The organism is Bradyrhizobium sp. HKCCYLRH3099, from assembly GCF_051167855.1.
Taxonomy (GTDB): Bacteria; Pseudomonadota; Alphaproteobacteria; order Rhizobiales; family Xanthobacteraceae; genus Bradyrhizobium.
In genome coordinates, this window is record NZ_JBNPTW010000004.1 from 95,567 (window position 1) to 111,653 (window position 16,087).

The 16,087-nt window shown below is 65.4% G+C and carries 15 protein-coding genes; 9 read left to right on the forward strand and 6 right to left on the reverse strand.

All coding sequences use genetic code 11. The annotated features are described in order from the left end of the window. Positions 1-130: 130 nt before the first annotated feature. From ACQR1Y_RS11170 to ACQR1Y_RS11180, 3 genes are all read left to right on the forward strand, one after another. Positions 131-1,726 carry an acyl-CoA synthetase gene (locus tag ACQR1Y_RS11170; RefSeq protein WP_434877231.1) on the forward strand — a complete coding sequence of 532 codons (1,596 nt, stop codon included), beginning with the start codon at positions 131-133 and terminating at the stop codon, positions 1,724-1,726. A 6-nt stretch (positions 1,727-1,732) separates the two neighbouring features. Then, on the forward strand, positions 1,733-2,590 hold the full coding sequence (locus ACQR1Y_RS11175; RefSeq protein ID WP_434877232.1) for a PCC domain-containing protein: 858 nt from the start codon (positions 1,733-1,735) through the stop codon (positions 2,588-2,590). 75 nt (positions 2,591-2,665) lie between these two features. After that, positions 2,666-3,436 (forward strand): AAA family ATPase, encoded by a 771-nt coding sequence (locus ACQR1Y_RS11180; RefSeq protein WP_434877233.1) that lies wholly within the window; start codon positions 2,666-2,668, stop codon positions 3,434-3,436. 258 nt (positions 3,437-3,694) lie between these two features. Here ACQR1Y_RS11180 and ACQR1Y_RS11185 read toward each other — a convergent pair whose 3' ends face one another. Continuing rightward, entirely contained in the window at positions 3,695-4,219 is a 525-nt protein-coding gene (locus ACQR1Y_RS11185) for a hypothetical protein (RefSeq protein ID WP_434877234.1), read from the reverse strand. Between the two features lie 36 nt (positions 4,220-4,255). Between ACQR1Y_RS11185 and ACQR1Y_RS11190 the strand changes: the two genes are divergently transcribed. From ACQR1Y_RS11190 to ACQR1Y_RS11200, 3 genes are all read left to right on the forward strand, one after another. Next, positions 4,256-4,942 (forward strand): UPF0149 family protein, encoded by a 687-nt coding sequence (locus tag ACQR1Y_RS11190; protein WP_434859018.1) that lies wholly within the window; start codon positions 4,256-4,258, stop codon positions 4,940-4,942. A gap of 114 nt (positions 4,943-5,056) precedes the next feature. Then, a complete protein-coding gene (locus tag ACQR1Y_RS11195; protein ID WP_434877235.1) occupies positions 5,057-5,626 on the forward strand; it encodes an SRPBCC family protein in 570 nt (189 codons plus the stop codon). A 279-nt stretch (positions 5,627-5,905) separates the two neighbouring features. Further along, entirely contained in the window at positions 5,906-6,847 is a 942-nt protein-coding gene (locus ACQR1Y_RS11200) for a cytochrome D1 domain-containing protein (RefSeq protein WP_434877236.1), read from the forward strand. A gap of 56 nt (positions 6,848-6,903) precedes the next feature. Here ACQR1Y_RS11200 and ACQR1Y_RS11205 read toward each other — a convergent pair whose 3' ends face one another. Beyond that, a complete protein-coding gene (locus ACQR1Y_RS11205) occupies positions 6,904-7,551 on the reverse strand; it encodes an HAD hydrolase-like protein (protein WP_434877237.1) in 648 nt (215 codons plus the stop codon). A gap of 265 nt (positions 7,552-7,816) precedes the next feature. Between ACQR1Y_RS11205 and ACQR1Y_RS11210 the strand changes: the two genes are divergently transcribed. The 3 genes from ACQR1Y_RS11210 (at position 7,817) to ACQR1Y_RS11220 (ending at position 9,875) form a co-directional block, all read left to right on the forward strand. Further along, entirely contained in the window at positions 7,817-8,815 is a 999-nt protein-coding gene (locus tag ACQR1Y_RS11210) for a lipase family protein (RefSeq protein WP_434877238.1), read from the forward strand. Positions 8,816-9,001: 186 nt separating this feature from the next. Beyond that, positions 9,002-9,304, forward strand: a complete 303-nt coding sequence (locus ACQR1Y_RS11215; protein WP_434859013.1) for a hypothetical protein — start codon at positions 9,002-9,004, stop codon at positions 9,302-9,304. A gap of 244 nt (positions 9,305-9,548) precedes the next feature. Then, the gene (locus ACQR1Y_RS11220) at positions 9,549-9,875 is read left to right on the forward strand and encodes a hypothetical protein (RefSeq protein ID WP_434877239.1); all 327 of its coding nucleotides are present in this window, start codon (positions 9,549-9,551) and stop codon (positions 9,873-9,875) included. 186 nt (positions 9,876-10,061) lie between these two features. Here the strand turns inward: ACQR1Y_RS11220 and uvrA are convergent, their stop codons facing one another. The 4 genes from uvrA to ACQR1Y_RS11240 all read right to left on the reverse strand — a co-directional run bounded on the left by uvrA (position 10,062) and on the right by ACQR1Y_RS11240 (position 15,996). After that, the gene (gene uvrA / locus ACQR1Y_RS11225) at positions 10,062-13,055 is read right to left on the reverse strand and encodes an excinuclease ABC subunit UvrA (RefSeq protein WP_434877240.1); all 2,994 of its coding nucleotides are present in this window, start codon (positions 13,053-13,055) and stop codon (positions 10,062-10,064) included. Between the two features lie 269 nt (positions 13,056-13,324). Then, a complete protein-coding gene (locus tag ACQR1Y_RS11230; RefSeq protein ID WP_434877241.1) occupies positions 13,325-13,975 on the reverse strand; it encodes an outer membrane protein in 651 nt (216 codons plus the stop codon). 292 nt (positions 13,976-14,267) lie between these two features. After that, positions 14,268-14,996, reverse strand: a complete 729-nt coding sequence (locus ACQR1Y_RS11235) for an outer membrane protein (RefSeq protein WP_434859009.1) — start codon at positions 14,994-14,996, stop codon at positions 14,268-14,270. A gap of 214 nt (positions 14,997-15,210) precedes the next feature. Continuing rightward, a complete protein-coding gene (locus tag ACQR1Y_RS11240; RefSeq protein ID WP_434877242.1) occupies positions 15,211-15,996 on the reverse strand; it encodes an outer membrane protein in 786 nt (261 codons plus the stop codon). Between the last annotated feature and the right edge of the window lie 91 nt (positions 15,997-16,087).

The window sequence follows — 16,087 nt, forward strand, 5'->3', positions numbered from 1 at the left end:
CGGGACCGGGATAAACAAGCTTCAAGGGACCGGGCGGCTGGGATCGCTCGACAAATCGACCGAGGGGACGCGTCCATATGAGCCTGTTCACGGGTCTTTTCATCCGGGCCGTCAGCACGAGGGTTCGTCGATGACGCATCTGCGGATGTCCCGCCGGGTCATGAACCTCGCGCATATCGTCACCCAGAACGGCCGCCGGCTCGGCGACCGCGCCGGCTTCGTCTGGGGCGAGCGGTCCTGGGCCTGGCGCGAGATCGACGCGATGGTCTCGGCGCTGGCGTCGGCGCTGGCGGAGCAGGGGATCGCCAAGGGCGATCGTATCCTCGTGCACTCGAAAAACTGCGAGGAGATGTTCGTCTCGATGTTCGCCGCGTTCCGGCTCGGCGCGGTCTGGGTGCCCACCAATTTCCGTCTGATGCCGGACGAAGTCGCGTATCTCGCCACGGCGTCGGGTGCAAAGGCGTTCCTCTGCCACGGCGATTTTCCGGAGCACGCCGCGGCGGTGACGACTACGTCGTTCACCTGGTGCATCGGCCAGAGCGGCCATTTCGGCACGCGCGCCGTCGCCGAGGCCATGGCCGCGCATGCGGGTGCCGAGATGGCCAACGCCGCGGTCGAGCACGACGATCCCTGCTGGTTCTTCTTCACCTCCGGCACCACCGGCCGCTCCAAGGCGGCCGTGCTGACCCACGGCCAGATGGCGTTCGTCATCACCAATCATCTCGCCGATCTGACGCCCGGCACCACCGAGCACGACGCTTCGCTGGTCGTTGCGCCGTTGTCGCATGGCGCCGGCGTGCATCAGCTGATGCAGAGCGCGCGCGGCGCCAAGACGGTGCTGCTGCCGAGCGAGAAGTTCGACATCACGGAGGCCTTCCGCCTGATCGAGACGCATCGCGTCAGCAATTTGTTCACCGTGCCGACCATCCTGAAGATGATGGTCGAGCATCCCGCCGTCGATCAGTTCGACCATTCCTCGCTGCGCCACGTGATCTATGCCGGCGCGCCGATGTATCGGGAGGACCAGAAGCGCGCGCTGGCGCGGCTCGGCAAGGTCATCGTGCAATATTTCGGCCTCGGCGAGGTCACCGGCAACATCACCGTGCTGCCGGCCACGGCGCATGAGGAAGAGGATGGACCGGACGCGCGGATCGGCACCTGTGGCTATGAGCGTACGGGCATGCAGGTCTCGATCCAGGACGATCAGGGCCGCGAGCGGAAGCCGGGCGAGACCGGCGAGATCTGCGTTATCGGCCCGGCGGTGTTCGCGGGCTATTACGACAATCCTGAAGCGAACGCGAAGGCGTTTCGCGACGGCTGGTTCCGCACCGGCGATCTCGGCCACATGGACGCGAATGGCTTCGTCTACATCACCGGCCGCGCGTCCGACATGTACATCTCCGGCGGCTCCAACATCTATCCGCGAGAGGTCGAGGAAAAGATCCTGACGCATCCGGATATCGGCGAGGTCGCGGTGCTCGGCGTGCCCGATCCTGTATGGGGCGAGGTCGGTGTCGCCGTCTGCGTCGCGCGCGAGGGCGCGACAGCGCCGAGCGAGAGCGATATCGCCGGCTATCTCGCGACCAAGCTGCCGCGGTACAAGATGCCGAAGCGGTTCTTCTTCTGGGATGCGCTGCCGAAGTCCGGCTACGGCAAGATCCCCAAGCGCCTGGTGCGCGACGAGCTCGAGGCGCGCGGGCTGCTCGATCTCACCAAGCAAGGCTGAGCAGCGATGCGATCGATCACCCAGCCGGGCGCGCCGGTCGCCGAGCGAATTCAGTTCGTCGAGGCGCGCGGCCGCGCCTTCACCTTCACCATGGAGCCGGGACGGCCCCTGCTGGAAGCGGCGCATCGCGGCTTCGCGGCCCATGGCTTTGCCGGCGGCGTGCTCGAGTTCAAGCGCGGCGCGCTCGGGCCGTTCGCCTATGTGATGCCGGCCTTGTCGAAGACGCCGGACTACGCCGCGTTCTATAGCGAGACCTATCGCCCGGCCGGTGTCACGCATCTGACGACCGGGACGATGACGCTCGGCATCCGCGACGGCGCGCCGTTCTTCCACTGCCACGCGCTGTGGACGGAAGAGGGCGGGCGCCATGGGGGCGGGCACATTCTGCCGGAGGAGACGATCGTCGCCGAGCCGTTCGAGGTCGAGGCGTTCGGGCTCGATGGCGCGATCTTCGCGGCCGAGCCTGATCCCGAGACGGGCTTCAAGCTGTTCGGACCGGTGGCGGCTGCGCCGCGCGAGACGAAAGCAGAGCGACGCGCCTTCGCGCTGCGGCTGCGGCCCAACCAGGATTTTGCGGGCTGTCTGGAACAGTTCTGTCGCTCGCAGGAGATCCGTGAAGCAAGGATACGGGGCGGCGTCGGTTCGACCATCGGCGCACGCTTCGCAGATGGGCCTATCGTCGAGCCGTTCGCCACCGAGCTGACCGTTAAGTCCGGCGCCATCGCGCCTGGCGCTGACGGTCTCGAAGCCACGCTCGACATCGCTTTGGTCGACTACACCGGCGCGCTGGCGCAAGGCCGTTTGATCCGCGGCGACAATCCGGTGCTGATGACCATGGAGCTGGTGCTGGAGGTCGTGGCTTAGCTCGATGGCCGTGCTAGCGGACCGCGCCTCGATGTGCGAAATTGCCGATGGTGTCACTGAGGTTGCGAAGACGGCATGGCGAGAAAGCAGCGTGAGATCCGGCTGCGCGCACCCTATCTGAAGCGGCTGTGGCTCGATCCGGCGAAGATTGGCGATCGGGTCGCTTATCCGTTTTGCCTGCCGTTCCTGCAGGACGATTTCGAGCTGAGCTTCACCAGCGCCATCACCATCATCGTCGGTGAGAACGGCACCGGCAAGTCGACCTTGCTGGAGGGCATCGCCGCGCTCGCCGGCTACGACGAGGCCGGCGGGGGCAAGGGCTACAGGCCGGTCGATCACGCCCGCGCGGTCGAGCGCATGGGTGGCGCGCTGGGCAAGGCCTTTCGCGCGGCCTGGCTGCCCAAGATCACGCAGGGCTGGTTCTTTCGCGCCGAGAGCTTCTTCTCGGTCGCCCGTTATCTTGACGAGGCCGCGCTGGACGATCCGCTGGGTGGGCCGCCGCCCGATTTCCTGTCTCACTCGCATGGCGAAGGCTTCCTCCGCTTCTTCGAGGAGCGCTGCCAGCGCCAGGGCCTCTACATCTTCGACGAGCCGGAATCGGCGCTGTCGCCGGCGCGGCAGATCGAGTTCCTGAAGCTGATGCGGCGGATGGACGAGGCCGGCCATTGCCAGGTGCTGATGGCGACGCATTCGCCGGTGTTGATGGCCTATCCGGGCGCCACGCTGCTGCGTTTGAGCAAATATGGCCTGGAGGCCGTGAGGGTGCAGGACACCGATCATTTCAAGGCGATGCGCGAGTTCTGCAATGACCCGGACGGGTTCGTGCAGGGGGTGCTCGCGGAGTGAAGGGCACTGCTCGTCCTTGAGAGCTTCGCTTCGGATTGCTTTGCGCCGCCGGCATCGACAACCAAAGCTGTCATCGCCCGGCTTGACCGGGCGATCCAGTACGCCGCGGCCCATCGATCAACAATAGACGTCTCTGGAATACTGGATCGCCCGGTCAAGCCGGGCGATGACAGCTGAGTGCGGGGTGTCTGTGTCGCGCAACAGCAACTTGCCATGTATCACCGTTCTCGCGATGCATCCGCATCCGAGCTTTGCTGTTCATTCCGCCCTCCTCAAGTGAGAGGGCGCAGGGAAGGCCGGGTGCAGGCCGCACCCATGGCCCGCCTGCAGAAAACAAAGCAGGCGGCAGTCACCACAGGATTGGCCGAGACACACCGGCCTTCCCTGCGCGACGGTTTTGACCGGCTTATACGTGCTCTCCTCGGTGCGCCGGGCTTTCTGGCCACCGTCACCGGCGCGATGCGTGAGCATCAGCGCCAGCTTTACCTCAGCGTCGGGAGGCCAGGACCACACGATTTCGCCGTCCGCCCCGTAGCCCGTCGTCTTGCGCAAAAGCACCGGGCCCGTGACGTCCATCGCATCCCGCCCTCCACGCCCGTGACGACCGCGAAGCGCCCCTCTCGTGAGAGCAGGACGGCGACATGAAAACCGAAATTCTGCAAAGGCGAAAGCGGAATATTTTTCACCAGGCGACTGGACAGGGGTGATGCGGTTGATCGCGCGTTGAAATTTAAATTTTGCGCGCAGCGCTGTTTTGGTGTCAAACCCACCGTTGAACGGCATCGCGGTTGGCCGTCGGGCAAATCAGGTCGGGTGCAGATGACGGAGCAGACCAACTCTCATCACGCGCTGGAGCAGGCGCTCCTCGCGCTCGATGATCGCGCCATGGTGCTGGAGGAACTCGACGGTTTCATCGCCGGCCTTCTGATCCTGCCCGAACACGTGCCGCCCGGTGAATGGTTCGCAGCCGCGTTCGGGTTCGGCAAGGGACAGCGCACGGTGTTCGCGAGCATCGATCATGCCAATGCGGTGCTGGACCTCGTGAGAGCCTATCACGGCGATATCGCGCAAACGCTGGCGCGCACGCCGGAGCTGTACCAGCCGCGTTTGCCGGTCGATCCCGAGACTGGCGACATCGTCTGGGAGTTGTGGATCGACGGCTTTGCCGCGGCCACGGACCTGCGTCGCGAAAGGTTCGATGCCTATGAGCGGGTGGGCGGCGAAGTCGCCATCGCCGCGATGGGCCTGATGATGATGATCGGTGCAACCCTGGACGAGAACCCCGACCCCGCTGAATATCGCAATCTCAGCCGCAACGCGCCGAGAAACATCCGCGACGCGGTGATCACGCTTTATCAATACCGGCATAGCGGAGCGGCATTGCCAGGTACGCCTGCCTTTGTCGATATCCCCAATCCGTTTGCTTCACGCGGCAAGCCTGGCCGCAACGATCCCTGTCCGTGCGGTTCCGGCCGGAAATACAAGCGCTGCTGCGGCGCGAATTGATCGGGCGCCGGCCGCCACGACACGGTCTTTTTTGTTGCAACAATCCGGAGCGGTGCAAAGATGAGGCTGCCGCGCGCCGATGACGTGGCCAATGAGAACGACCGAGGAAATGCAATGAGGATGGTGTTCGGCAAGCCGCTGGCCGCAATGGCGGCGCTCGCGATCGCAACGACGGCCCTGACGATGTCGGCCCTGACCAGTGCGGACGCGCATGGGCCCACCCGGCGCAAGGTGCAGGAGCATGTCGAGATCAACGCCGCGCCGGCCAAGGTGTGGGCCGTCATCGGCAACTTCCAGGACATGAGCTGGCTCGGCCCGGTCGACAAGACCGAGGGCGACAAGGGCAATGAGATCGGCGCGACGCGCAAGCTGACCCTGAAGGGCGGCGCGACCGTCGACGAGGAGCTCTATAAATACGACGCCGAGAAGATGAGCTATTCGTACCGCATCACATCGGTCGATGTGAAGGTCCTGCCGGTGACGAACTACTCGTCGACCATCGCGGTGACCCCGAGCGCCGACGGCAAGGGCAGCGTCGTCGAATGGACCGGCGCGTTCTATCGCGGCTTCCCCAACAACGACCCGCCGCCGGAGCTGAACGACGAAGCCGCCGTGAATGCGGTGAGCGGGCTGTACAAGGGCGGTCTGGAAGGGCTGAAGAAAAAGGTGGAGAGCGGGAGCTGACAGCTTGCCAGCTAGAGAGCAGATATGTCGCTCAGGAAGCGCTGCGCTCCCTCTCCCCGTCCTTACGGGGAGAGGGCTGGGGTGAGGGGCAGCTGCACGGGAAGTATTCGCGATCGGCCTCGTAGTCCCTCGTTCAGATCGCGTCGAAGATGCGAGGCTGGTGAAGAGGACTCTTCAAACACCAGACTTGCGGAGAGTCCCCCTCACCCCGACCCTCTCCCCGCAAGCGGGGCGAGGGGGCTCACCGTCCGAGACGCGATATCTCGTGTCTGTCGGGGAGTGCGCAGTCTCGCGTTAGCTGCCATCGGAGCTTTTCTATCCAGCGCCCTGCCGCTCCACTCCGAGGAGGCCTTCGTCACCAACCAGCTCAGCGACGATCTCACGATCGTCGACCTTGCGACCTCGACGCCGGTCGCGACGATTCCGATCGGCGGCAAGCCGGCCGGTGTCGCGGTCGCGGCCGACGGCCGCTTTGCCTATGTGGCGAGCCCGGATGACAAGACGGTCAGCGTCATCGATGCGACGGCACGAAAAGTCGTCGGCCGCGTCGAGGTCGGCGGCGGCCCGCTCGGGATCGCGGTGGCGCCCGACGGAGCGACGGTCTATGTCGCCGACTGGTACAATGCGGCGATCCGGGTGATCGATACCGGAACGCGTACGATGACGAACAGCATCGCCGTGGGCGCCTCGCCATCGGGGCTCGCGGTGACGCCCGACGGCAAGCTACTGCTGTCGGCCGACCGCGACGACGATCAGCTCTCGGTGATCGACACCGCCACGCGCCAGCGGCTCAAGACCATCAAGGTCGGCACGCGGCCGTTCGGCGTCACCATCGATGCCGATGGCCGCCGCGCCTACACCGCCAATGTCGGCTCCAACGACGTCTCCGTGATCGATCTCGCCGCGGGGCGCGAGGTCGCCCGCGTCAAGACCGGCCTGCGGCCTTATGCGGTGGCGCTGGCGCAGGGCAGGGGCTTCGTCACCGACCAGTATGACGGCACGGTGAGCGTGTTCGACGTCGCCAGCCTGCAGCCGCTCAAGCGGATCACTGTCGGCGACTATCCCGAAGGCATCGAAGCCACCGCCGACGGCCGCCGCATCATCGTCGCCAATTGGGAAAGCAACATCCTCAGCGTCATCGATGTCGCAACGCTGAAGGTGACCGGCGAGATCAAGGTCGGCAACGGCCCGCGCGCCTTCGGCGCATTCCTGCGGCGGTAGGCTTGTGGTCTTCCAACCGATGTCCGTCATTGCGAGCCAAGCCGATAGTCTGGCGCTCAGCCGTTCGGCGTCGCAGGCGACACCACCAGCCGCTCCGCGATCTCCTCCATCCGCGTGAACACGTAGTCCGGGCTGCGATCGCGCAGCGCCTTCTCCGCGGCATAGCCCCAGGTCACCGCGCCACAGGCGATGCCGGCGGCGTGGGCGGCCTCGATGTCGCGCGTCTCGTCGCCGATCGCGATCGCCGCCTGCGGTGCGACGCGCGCGCGCTTCAGGACGCGGCGGAATTTGCGCGCCTTGCCGAACACCGAGGCCGAGCAGTCGAAATCGGCGAACAGCCGCGCACGTGCGCCGAGCTTCTGGCGTGCATTGGCCTCGCTATCGGAGGAGACCAGCGCGAGGCGCGTGCCGTTGGCGGCCAGCCGGTCGAGCATGATGTCCACGCCCGCAAACAGCGGGATGCTGGCAGCGTGCTCGGTCTTCAACTGGCGCACGTGCCGCGCGATGAACGGCAGCTTCCAGCCGGGCACTTCGAGGAAGTCGAGGATCTCGCGGGTCGAGGCGTGGCGGAGGCCGTCGATGTCCTCGTCCCTGACCTCGCGAAAGCCGTAGCGCCTCGCGACGGTGTTCACGTGCAGCCGAAACCACGGAAAGCTGTCGGCAAGCGTGCCGTCGAGATCGAAGATGACGAGAGCGTAGGGCATCGCGGGTGAGACACTGCCGTGCTGAGGACGATCGCGGTCGAAGGTACCCGATGAGGGCCGTTGCGCGCCAGCATGCGCGTCTACGCCGCAGGTGCCTGTGGCATGAGCTGCCGGGAGCATCGTCGATAACCTGGAGTTGAACGTGTTGTGATGAGTCTGCGCTGGTTGTTGGCGTATGATGAGCGTGCGCCGACGGGCTCACGCCCCTTGTCGCAAACTGTTTTCAGTCTCGTCGCTCCCTTATTTCAAATCAGAGAGATTTCAGATGCCCTTCAACAAGAACGCAGCCGCTTACCTGTCCTACTACGCCTATATCGACGACGCGCTGGCGACGGTGCAGGCCAACGATTTCGCGCAATATCTGCAGGCCATTCCGTCCGGACCGGCCAATGGCCCGTGGTCGCTGTGCTGGGGCCCGGCGGTGAATGACGGCGTGCTCGCCTATGTCGCGAAGGGGAATGACGGCAGCTATGGGCTCGCCTTCCGCGGCACCGATGTCGATGGCTCCGTCTCCGGCACCTTCGAGAACATCGGCGCCGATCTCGAGGCGTTCTTCACGGTGCCGTTCCTGTATCCGCAACAGCCGCTCGCGGCCGGTGCCGCGCAGGCGCAGATCTCGTCGGGGCTGAACGGCGCGCTGGCTCTGGCGATCGGCTTGACCGATCCGGTCACCGACATCTCGCTGCTGGACTATCTGCGCGGCCTTGCGAAGTCCGGCCCGCTCGACCTGACGGTGACGGGCCACAGTCTCGGCGGCGCGCTCGCCGTCGCGGCCACCGCGTGGCTGCAGGATCAACTGCCCAAGGCCGGGCCGGTCTCGTTCAAGCTGTGGCCGCACACATTCGCTGCGCCGACGATGTGGAACGCGGCGTTCGCCACGCGCTTCGCCCAGCAATTCACCTATTATGCGGCGGTCAACAGCAACGACGCCGTGCCGATGGGCTGGGCCAATCTTCAGACGCTGCAGAACACCTATCCGGCGCCGTACCCAAGCCTGGAGCACACCGATTTCAGCATCTATCTCGCCGTCCTGGCGGTGGAGGCCGTCGTGGCCAAGCTCGGCTACACCCAGATCGCGCCGAGCAATCCGGACGTCTGGGCCGAGCCGCTGCAGTCCGCGGCAGCGTGGACCGATGAAGCAGGGCTGATGCACTCGATGCAGAACGTCTACTTCAAGCACGTTGTCGGCAAGGCCGGGCCGAATCTCCCCGGTACGACCACGACGGGCATCGCGCGTCCGCGCGCGGTCGCCGTGGCGGCGTGATCGCACCGGCGCGACGCTGCATTCTCCGGCATGCGACGTGACTCTTGCAGACCCGAATCTTCGGATCTGCAAGAGGCGATCGTCGCGTGTCCGATCACGATTGCCTCACGGCTTTTGTGAGCGTGCGCTGCGGGAACGTCTGCCGCACCGCGGCCGTTTACCTCGCACGCAAGCAAGGAGATTCACATGCAACGCACGATCAAGATGGCCGCGCTGGCCGCTGCCACCCTCGTTATCGGCACCGCCGCCGCATCGGCACAGGGCTATGCCCGATACAATGATTCTATGGCCTTCGTGCCACCGGCGCAGAGCTACGATTCCGAGCCGGTCTATGGCGCCGCGGCTGCGCCGGTCTACGCGCCGGGTCCGGCGGCCTGGGGCCGCGGCTACAACGGCACCAACCATCCGACCCCCGGCTCGACCCAGGGCGACGTCGGTCCGTCCGGCAACAACAACGGCACGCTGACCGGCGTCTATCGCCAGTGGTAATCGCCATCGCGTGAGTTAGTGCGCGTGAGTGAGTACGCGTGAGGTGAAAGCCCGTCGCTCGGACACGAGCGGCGGGCTTGTCGCGTCCGCCTCTGTGCAGGCAGAGCTTGTCTCAGCCCGGATCACCCGATCGCGTCAACGTGAACGATGCGCTGTGTCGCAGCAATTGTCGCGGCCTCGCGCGGAACCCACGAGGTACTTACGTTGTTTGCTCCGCGATAATTAGGAACGAAGGAGCAAGTTCATGACGCGCATGTTTGGTTTGGCGGCGTTGACCGCTGTCACGGTCATTGCCGGCACCGCGGCGGCCTCGGCCGGCGAGTACGGCCCCGGCGGCTATGGCTATGGCGGCCAGGTCACCAGCAACTACGCCTATCGCGACTCCTACGCCTGGGCACCGGCCCCGGTCTACGAAGAAGGCTACGTCGCCGTCGCGCCCGGCCCGTATTACGGCCCGGGCTGGGGCGCCGGCTACAACGGCACCAACCACCCGACCCCGAGCTCGACCCAGGGCGACGTCGGCCCGGGCGGCAACAACAACGGCACGCGGAGCGGGTATTACCGCTGGTGAGTTGAGTTCTGAGTGAGATATAGGACGACCAAGCCCGCTGCTCTTAATTGAGCGGCGGGCTTCTTCTTGGTGGACGGCACCGCCGACTCAGCCGTCATCGCGAGGAGCGCAGCGACGAAGCGATCCAGAGTCCCGCCTTCGGCTCTGGATCGCGTCGCTTCGCTCGCGAGGACGATCAAACAATAACTACTCCGCCGCCTCGCTCGCCGCGCCGCGGCTGCGCTTCTTCGGCTTGGCTGACTTCTCCAGCACCGGTTTCAGGAATTGTCCCGTGTAGCTGCGCGGCGCTTTCACGATGTCTTCCGGCGGGCCCCAGGCGACGATCTCGCCGCCGCCGTCACCGCCTTCGGGGCCGAGGTCGATTACCCAGTCGGCGGTCTTGATGACCTCGAGATTGTGCTCGATGACGACCACCGTGTTGCCCTGCGCGACCAGCTCGTGCAGCACCTCCAGCAGCTTCTTGACGTCGTGGAAATGCAGGCCGGTCGTCGGCTCGTCGAGGATATAGAGCGTGCGGCCGGTGGCGCGCTTCGACAGCTCCTTGGCGAGCTTGACGCGCTGGGCCTCGCCGCCGGAGAGGGTGGTCGCCTGCTGTCCGACATGGATGTAGTCGAGGCCGACGCGGCGCAGGGTCTCGAAGGTGTCGCGCACGCGCGGCACCGCCTTGAAGAACTCGGCGGCTTCTTCCACGGTCATGTCGAGCACATCGGCGATCGACTTGCCCTTGAAGAGAACGTCGAGCGTCTCGCGGTTGTAGCGCTTGCCCTTGCAGACGTCGCAGGTGACGTAGACGTCGGGCAGGAAGTGCATCTCGATCTTGATGACGCCGTCGCCCTGACAGGCCTCGCAACGGCCGCCCTTGACGTTGAAGGAGAACCGGCCCGGCTCGTAGCCGCGCGCCTTCGCCTCGGGCAGGCCGGCGAACCATTCGCGGATCGGCGTGAACGCGCCGGTATAGGTCGCGGGGTTGGAGCGCGGGGTGCGGCCGATCGGCGACTGGTCGATGTCGATGATCTTGTCGATGTGCTCGAGTCCCTCGATGCGGTCGTGCGGCGCGGCTGCCTCGTTGGCGCCGTTGAGCTTGCGGGCGATCGCCTTGTAGAGCGTGTCGATGAGAAGCGTCGACTTGCCGCCGCCGGAGACGCCGGTGATGGCGGTGAACAGGCCGAGCGGAATTTCGGCCGAGACGTTCTTGAGATTGTTGCCGCGGGCGTTGACGACCTTGATCGTGCGGCGATGGTTCGGCGGCCGCCGCTCGGGCACCTCGACCTCGAGCTCGCCGGTGAGATATTTGCCGGTCAGCGACTTCGGATTGCGCATGATCTCGGCGGGCGTGCCCTCGGCGACGATGTGGCCGCCATGGGTGCCGGCGCCCGGGCCGATGTCGAGCACGTAGTCGGCCAGGCGAATGGCGTCCTCGTCATGCTCGACGACGATCACGGTGTTGCCGAGGTCGCGCAGCCGCTTGAGCGTGTCGAGCAGGCGGGAATTGTCGCGCTGGTGCAGGCCGATCGACGGCTCGTCGAGCACGTAGAGCACGCCGGTCAGGCCCGAGCCGATCTGCGAGGCCAGCCGGATGCGCTGGCTCTCGCCGCCGGAGAGGGTGCCGGAGGAGCGCGCCAGGGTCAGATAGTTCAGGCCGACGTCGAGCAGGAAGGTCAGGCGGTCGCGGATCTCCTTGAGGATGCGCGTGGCGATCTCGGTCTGCTGCGCGTTGAGCTGGGCCGGCACTTCGGCAAACCACTCGCCGGCGGCTTTCACAGAGAGATCAGAGATCTCGCCAATATGCTTGCCGCCGACCTTGACGCACAGCGCCTCGGGCTTGAGCCGAAAGCCCTTGCAGCCGGCGCAGGGCACGTCGTTGAAATATTTTCCGAGCTCCTCGCGCGCCCATTCGCTCTCGGTCTCGCGGAAGCGGCGCTCGATATTGGTGATGACGCCCTCGAACGGCTTCTTGGTGTCGTAGGAGCGGACGCCGTCCTCATAGGTGAACTTGATCTCGTCGTCGCCGGAGCCGTGCAGCAGCGCGTTCTGCGTCTTCTTCGGCAGGTCCTTCCACTTGGTGTCGAGCGTGAACTTGTAGAACTTGCCGAGCGCGGTCAGCGTCTGCAGGTAGTAGGGCGACGACGACTTGGCCCAGGGCGCGATCGCGCCCTTGCGCAGGGTGACGTCCTTGTCGGGAATCACCAGATCGGCATCGACGTGCTGCTCGACGCCAAGGCCGCCGCATTCCGGGCAGGCGCCATAGGGATTGTTGAACGAGAACAGCCGCGGCTCGATCTCGGGGATGGTGAAGCCGGACACGGGGCAGGCGAACTTCTCCGAGAACAGGATGCGCTCGGGCCCGCTCTTGTCGTGGATTTTTGCGGTCTTCTTCTTTTCCTTCTCCTCGGCCGGCGCGGCGGAGGCGGGCGCATCGGCGAACTCGATGACGGCTAGGCCCTCGGCGAGCTTCAGCGCGGTCTCGAAACTCTCCGCGAGGCGCTGGCCGATGTCCGGGCGCACTACGATGCGGTCGACGACGACGTCAATGTCGTGCGGGAACTTCTTGTCGAGCGTGGGCGCCTCGGCGAGCTCGTGGAAGGTGCCGTCGATCTTGACGCGCTGAAAGCCCTTCTTGAGGTATTCGGCGAGCTCCTTCTTGTACTCGCCCTTGCGTCCCCGCACGACCGGCGCCAGCAGATAGAGGCGGGTGCCCTCGGGCAGCGCCAGCACGCGGTCGACCATCTGCGACACGGTCTGGCTCTCGATCGGCAGGCCGGTGGCCGGGGAGTAGGGCACGCCGACGCGCGCCCACAGCAGGCGCATGTAGTCGTAGATCTCGGTGACGGTGCCCACCGTCGAGCGCGGGTTCTTCGAGGTCGTCTTCTGCTCGATCGAGATCGCCGGCGACAGGCCGTCGATCTGGTCGACATCCGGCTTCTGCATCATCTCCAGGAACTGGCGCGCATAGGCCGACAGCGATTCGACGTAGCGGCGCTGGCCCTCGGCATAGATGGTGTCGAAGGCGAGCGAGGATTTGCCGGAGCCGGACAGCCCGGTGAACACCACCAGCCTGTCGCGCGGGATCTCGACGTCGATGTTTTTCAGATTGTGCTCGCGGGCGCCGCGGATGGTGATCGCCCGCAGGCTCGACGAGTTGGCTTGCGCGCGCTGCTTGGCCTTGAGCACTTCATCCATGACGATCGTCCCACGGCGCAGGGCTGCGCCATCGTTGCAGGCGCGTTACGCCGGAAGCCGGCCATCGGACGCCAGAGGGGAAAAGGTATCGTCGGAACGTAGGAAGAACGAGGGCGGATTTCCAGTGCCGCAGGCGAATCATCAACAATGCGCTTGGCGAATGGCAGCGACTGGCAGGAGCAGACGGTTCCGCTGGGACTTCCAGGCCAAAGAAAAAGCCTCCGCCCTTGCGAGCGGAGGCTGTGTGCGTTGGCCCGAAGGCGTCGTTCTTAGAAGTGGTAGTTCACACCGACCTGCACGGTGTGCAGGTTGATGGAGCCCGACGGGATCGTGCCGCCGACGCCATAGTTCTCGCTGCCGAAGCTCTTGTAGAGGTATTCGGCCTTGACCGACCAGTTCGGAGCGAACATGTACTCGCCGCCGGCGCCGACGGTCCAGCCGCTGTGGAACTGACGGCCGAAGTCGGTGATGCCGACGATGTTGATGGTGGCCTTGTTTTCCATCCAAGCGTAACCGCCGGTCGCGTACAGCATGGCCGGACCCCAGGCATAGCCGATGCGGCCGCGCACGGTGCCCATGTCTTCGATTTTGCTGGTGAACGTCGCGCCCGGGACGCCGAACGAGCCGTTGATGTCGGCCCAGGCTGCATCAGCCTCGACGCCGAACACCACCGGGCCCTGCTGCCAGTTATAGCCGAGAGTGCCGCCGGCGAAGCCGCCCTTCTGGGACACCAGGCCGCCGAAGCTGCTGTTGTCCTGGCTGGCATAGCCGCCCATCGCACCGATGTAGAAACCGGTCCAGGTCTGCACCGGCGCGAGAACCGGGGCCTTGGTGTAGGTCGGGCGCGCAGCGAGATCAGCAGCGGCAGCGGGAGCGGCCAGGGCGGCCAGGGCCACGGTCGCGAGCAGGATCTTCTTCATTCTTGTCTCCAGTTTAGTCCTTGAAGTCCGCGTCGCACCGAAAACCTTACGCACGAAACAGACTCACCCGTTCAAGTTGACGAGGGTCCTATAGCCCGGTTCCGAGCGGATTGCCGTCACCCTGAAGCCACACTCGGGACGAAACCGCGTTTTTACGGGTGGGTTCCCGAAAGCCTTTGCCACACAATGGCTTGGTTCCCTGTGTGACCGGGCTGCAGAGGTGGCGTGCGGGCAACAAAAAAGGCCGGCTGAGCGCCGGCCTTTCCCAAAAACACAACTGAGTAACGGCCGATCAATACTTCGCGACGACTGGCCCGCCGAAGCGATAGTTCAAGCGCGCCGTGAACAGGTCGACGTCCTGCTTGATGTTGTCGTTCTGGGTGAAGACCGCGCCGCGGAACGGAACGTTCGTGGTGCCCATGAAGAGGTGGTCGTATTCGAAGCCGACCGACCAGTTCGGAGCGAAGGCGTATTCGACGCCGGCGCCGACGGAGGCGCCCCATTTGTGCACGGTCGTGGTGGCCAGCACCGTGTTGACCACGCCGGAAAAGATCTCGTACTTGGTGTCGGTCACGGCCGCGCCGCCCTTGGCGTAGAGCAGGGCGTCGCCGAAGGAGTAGCCGATCTGGCCGGTGAACAGGCCGAAGGCTGTGAGCTTGGTGCGGTTGCGGTCGGGAACGAACAGCGGCGTGGCATTGTTGCCGGTCAGATCGGCCCAATTGCCTTGCGCCTCCAGACCGAACACGACCTGGCCCATCTGCCAGCGATAGCCGAACTGACCGCCCACGGTGCCGCCGGTCGCGTTGTGGCAGCCCTCGGCACGGCCATCCGCCAGCGTCCAGCAATTGCGGCTCGTGCCATAGCCACCGTTGATGCCCAGGTAGAAACCGCTCCAATCGTTGATGGCGACGATCATCGGCGGCGCCTTGGTGTACGGACGGGCCGCCATGTCGGCCGCCGAAGCGGAGGTGGCGGTTGCGATGCCGACGAGGGCCGTCGTGATCACAAGCAACTTCTTCATCAAATTCTCCCCCAAGGAGTTGGATTGACTAGCGATGGGGAAGTCATACACGCGGGCCTTCGATGAGGCTGTAACGCTTCAGCCACAAGGCCAAAAAAGCGTTATAAATCATATATTTATCACGAAATGGCCGCTCCGACGCCGGGCTCCTGACACGAAAAAGGCCGGCGCTGGGGCCGGCCTTCTCGAAGCGGTATCGAGCGGCGAGTTTGCCTCAGTAGCGGGTGCTCGCCGGACCGCCGAATCGATAGTTCACACGCACCGTGGCCATGTCGATGTCCTGCTTGATCGTATCGGTCCGCGCCGCCACCGTCGCCGTGGCGGGGAAGTTGATGTCGCGCGACCCCATGAACAGATGATCGTACTCGACCGCGACCGACCAGTTCGGCGCGAAGCCGAACTCGACGCCGGTGCCGACGGTGCCGCCCCAGCGGGTCTCGCTGGCGGAGTCGAGCTGCGTGCCCACGGGGACGATCAGGGCCGTGTTCGCCGTGCCGGTGTATTTGTTATGGGCCACGGCGGCGCCGCCCTTCACGTACCAGAGCACGTTGCCCCAGGCGTAGCCGACCTGGCCGGTGAACAGGCCGATGGCGTCGGTCTTGGTGGTGTTGGTCACGCCGGCGGCGAGTGCAGCGGTGCTGGCGTTGGATTTCTTGAGGTCGGTCCAGTCGCCCTGAGCTTCCACGCCGAACACCCAGTTCGCCGCCTGCCAGCGGTAGCCGACCTGGCCGCCGATCAGGCCGCTGGTCGCGCTGTGGCAGCCTTCCGACTGCGTCGGGACCACCGGCACGCCAGCGACGTTGTTCAGGGTCCAGCAGTTGCGGCTCCAATCGGCGCCGCCATTGATGCCGAGATAGAAGCCGGCCCAGCTCGGCAGCGGCGTCACATAGGCCGGCGGCGGGGCCTTGTTGTAGGTGCGGGCCGCGAAGTCGGCAGCCGAGGCGTGTGCCACGCCAAGCGCGACAGCGCTGGCGGTCAAGATCAAGGTCGTCTTTTGCATGTGTCTCTCCCCAGTCCAAATCATCCCTTGCGCCGGATCCCTCCGATCCGGATCCACGCGGACGTGGCCTGGGGCTGGTTGTAGGGAAGAC

Bases quoted from the DNA above. Each gene is read 5' to 3' on its own strand.
- ACQR1Y_RS11205 (WP_434877237.1), bottom strand. From the start codon at position 7,551: ATGCCCTACGCTCTCGTCATCTTCGATCTCGACGGCACGCTTGCCGAC.
- ACQR1Y_RS11220 (WP_434877239.1), top strand. From the start codon at position 9,549: ATGACGCGCATGTTTGGTTTGGCGGCGTTGACCGCTGTCACGGTCATT.
- ACQR1Y_RS11210 (WP_434877238.1), top strand. From the start codon at position 7,817: ATGCCCTTCAACAAGAACGCAGCCGCTTACCTGTCCTACTACGCCTAT.
- ACQR1Y_RS11240 (WP_434877242.1), bottom strand. From the start codon at position 15,996: ATGCAAAAGACGACCTTGATCTTGACCGCCAGCGCTGTCGCGCTTGGC.
- ACQR1Y_RS11215 (WP_434859013.1), top strand. From the start codon at position 9,002: ATGCAACGCACGATCAAGATGGCCGCGCTGGCCGCTGCCACCCTCGTT.
- ACQR1Y_RS11170 (WP_434877231.1), top strand. From the start codon at position 131: ATGACGCATCTGCGGATGTCCCGCCGGGTCATGAACCTCGCGCATATC.
- ACQR1Y_RS11235 (WP_434859009.1), bottom strand. From the start codon at position 14,996: ATGAAGAAGTTGCTTGTGATCACGACGGCCCTCGTCGGCATCGCAACC.
- ACQR1Y_RS11180 (WP_434877233.1), top strand. From the start codon at position 2,666: ATGGCGAGAAAGCAGCGTGAGATCCGGCTGCGCGCACCCTATCTGAAG.
- ACQR1Y_RS11230 (WP_434877241.1), bottom strand. From the start codon at position 13,975: ATGAAGAAGATCCTGCTCGCGACCGTGGCCCTGGCCGCCCTGGCCGCT.
- ACQR1Y_RS11185 (WP_434877234.1), bottom strand. From the start codon at position 4,219: ATGCCGTTCAACGGTGGGTTTGACACCAAAACAGCGCTGCGCGCAAAA.
- ACQR1Y_RS11190 (WP_434859018.1), top strand. From the start codon at position 4,256: ATGACGGAGCAGACCAACTCTCATCACGCGCTGGAGCAGGCGCTCCTC.
- ACQR1Y_RS11195 (WP_434877235.1), top strand. From the start codon at position 5,057: ATGAGGATGGTGTTCGGCAAGCCGCTGGCCGCAATGGCGGCGCTCGCG.
- uvrA (WP_434877240.1), bottom strand. From the start codon at position 13,055: ATGGATGAAGTGCTCAAGGCCAAGCAGCGCGCGCAAGCCAACTCGTCG.
- ACQR1Y_RS11175 (WP_434877232.1), top strand. From the start codon at position 1,733: ATGCGATCGATCACCCAGCCGGGCGCGCCGGTCGCCGAGCGAATTCAG.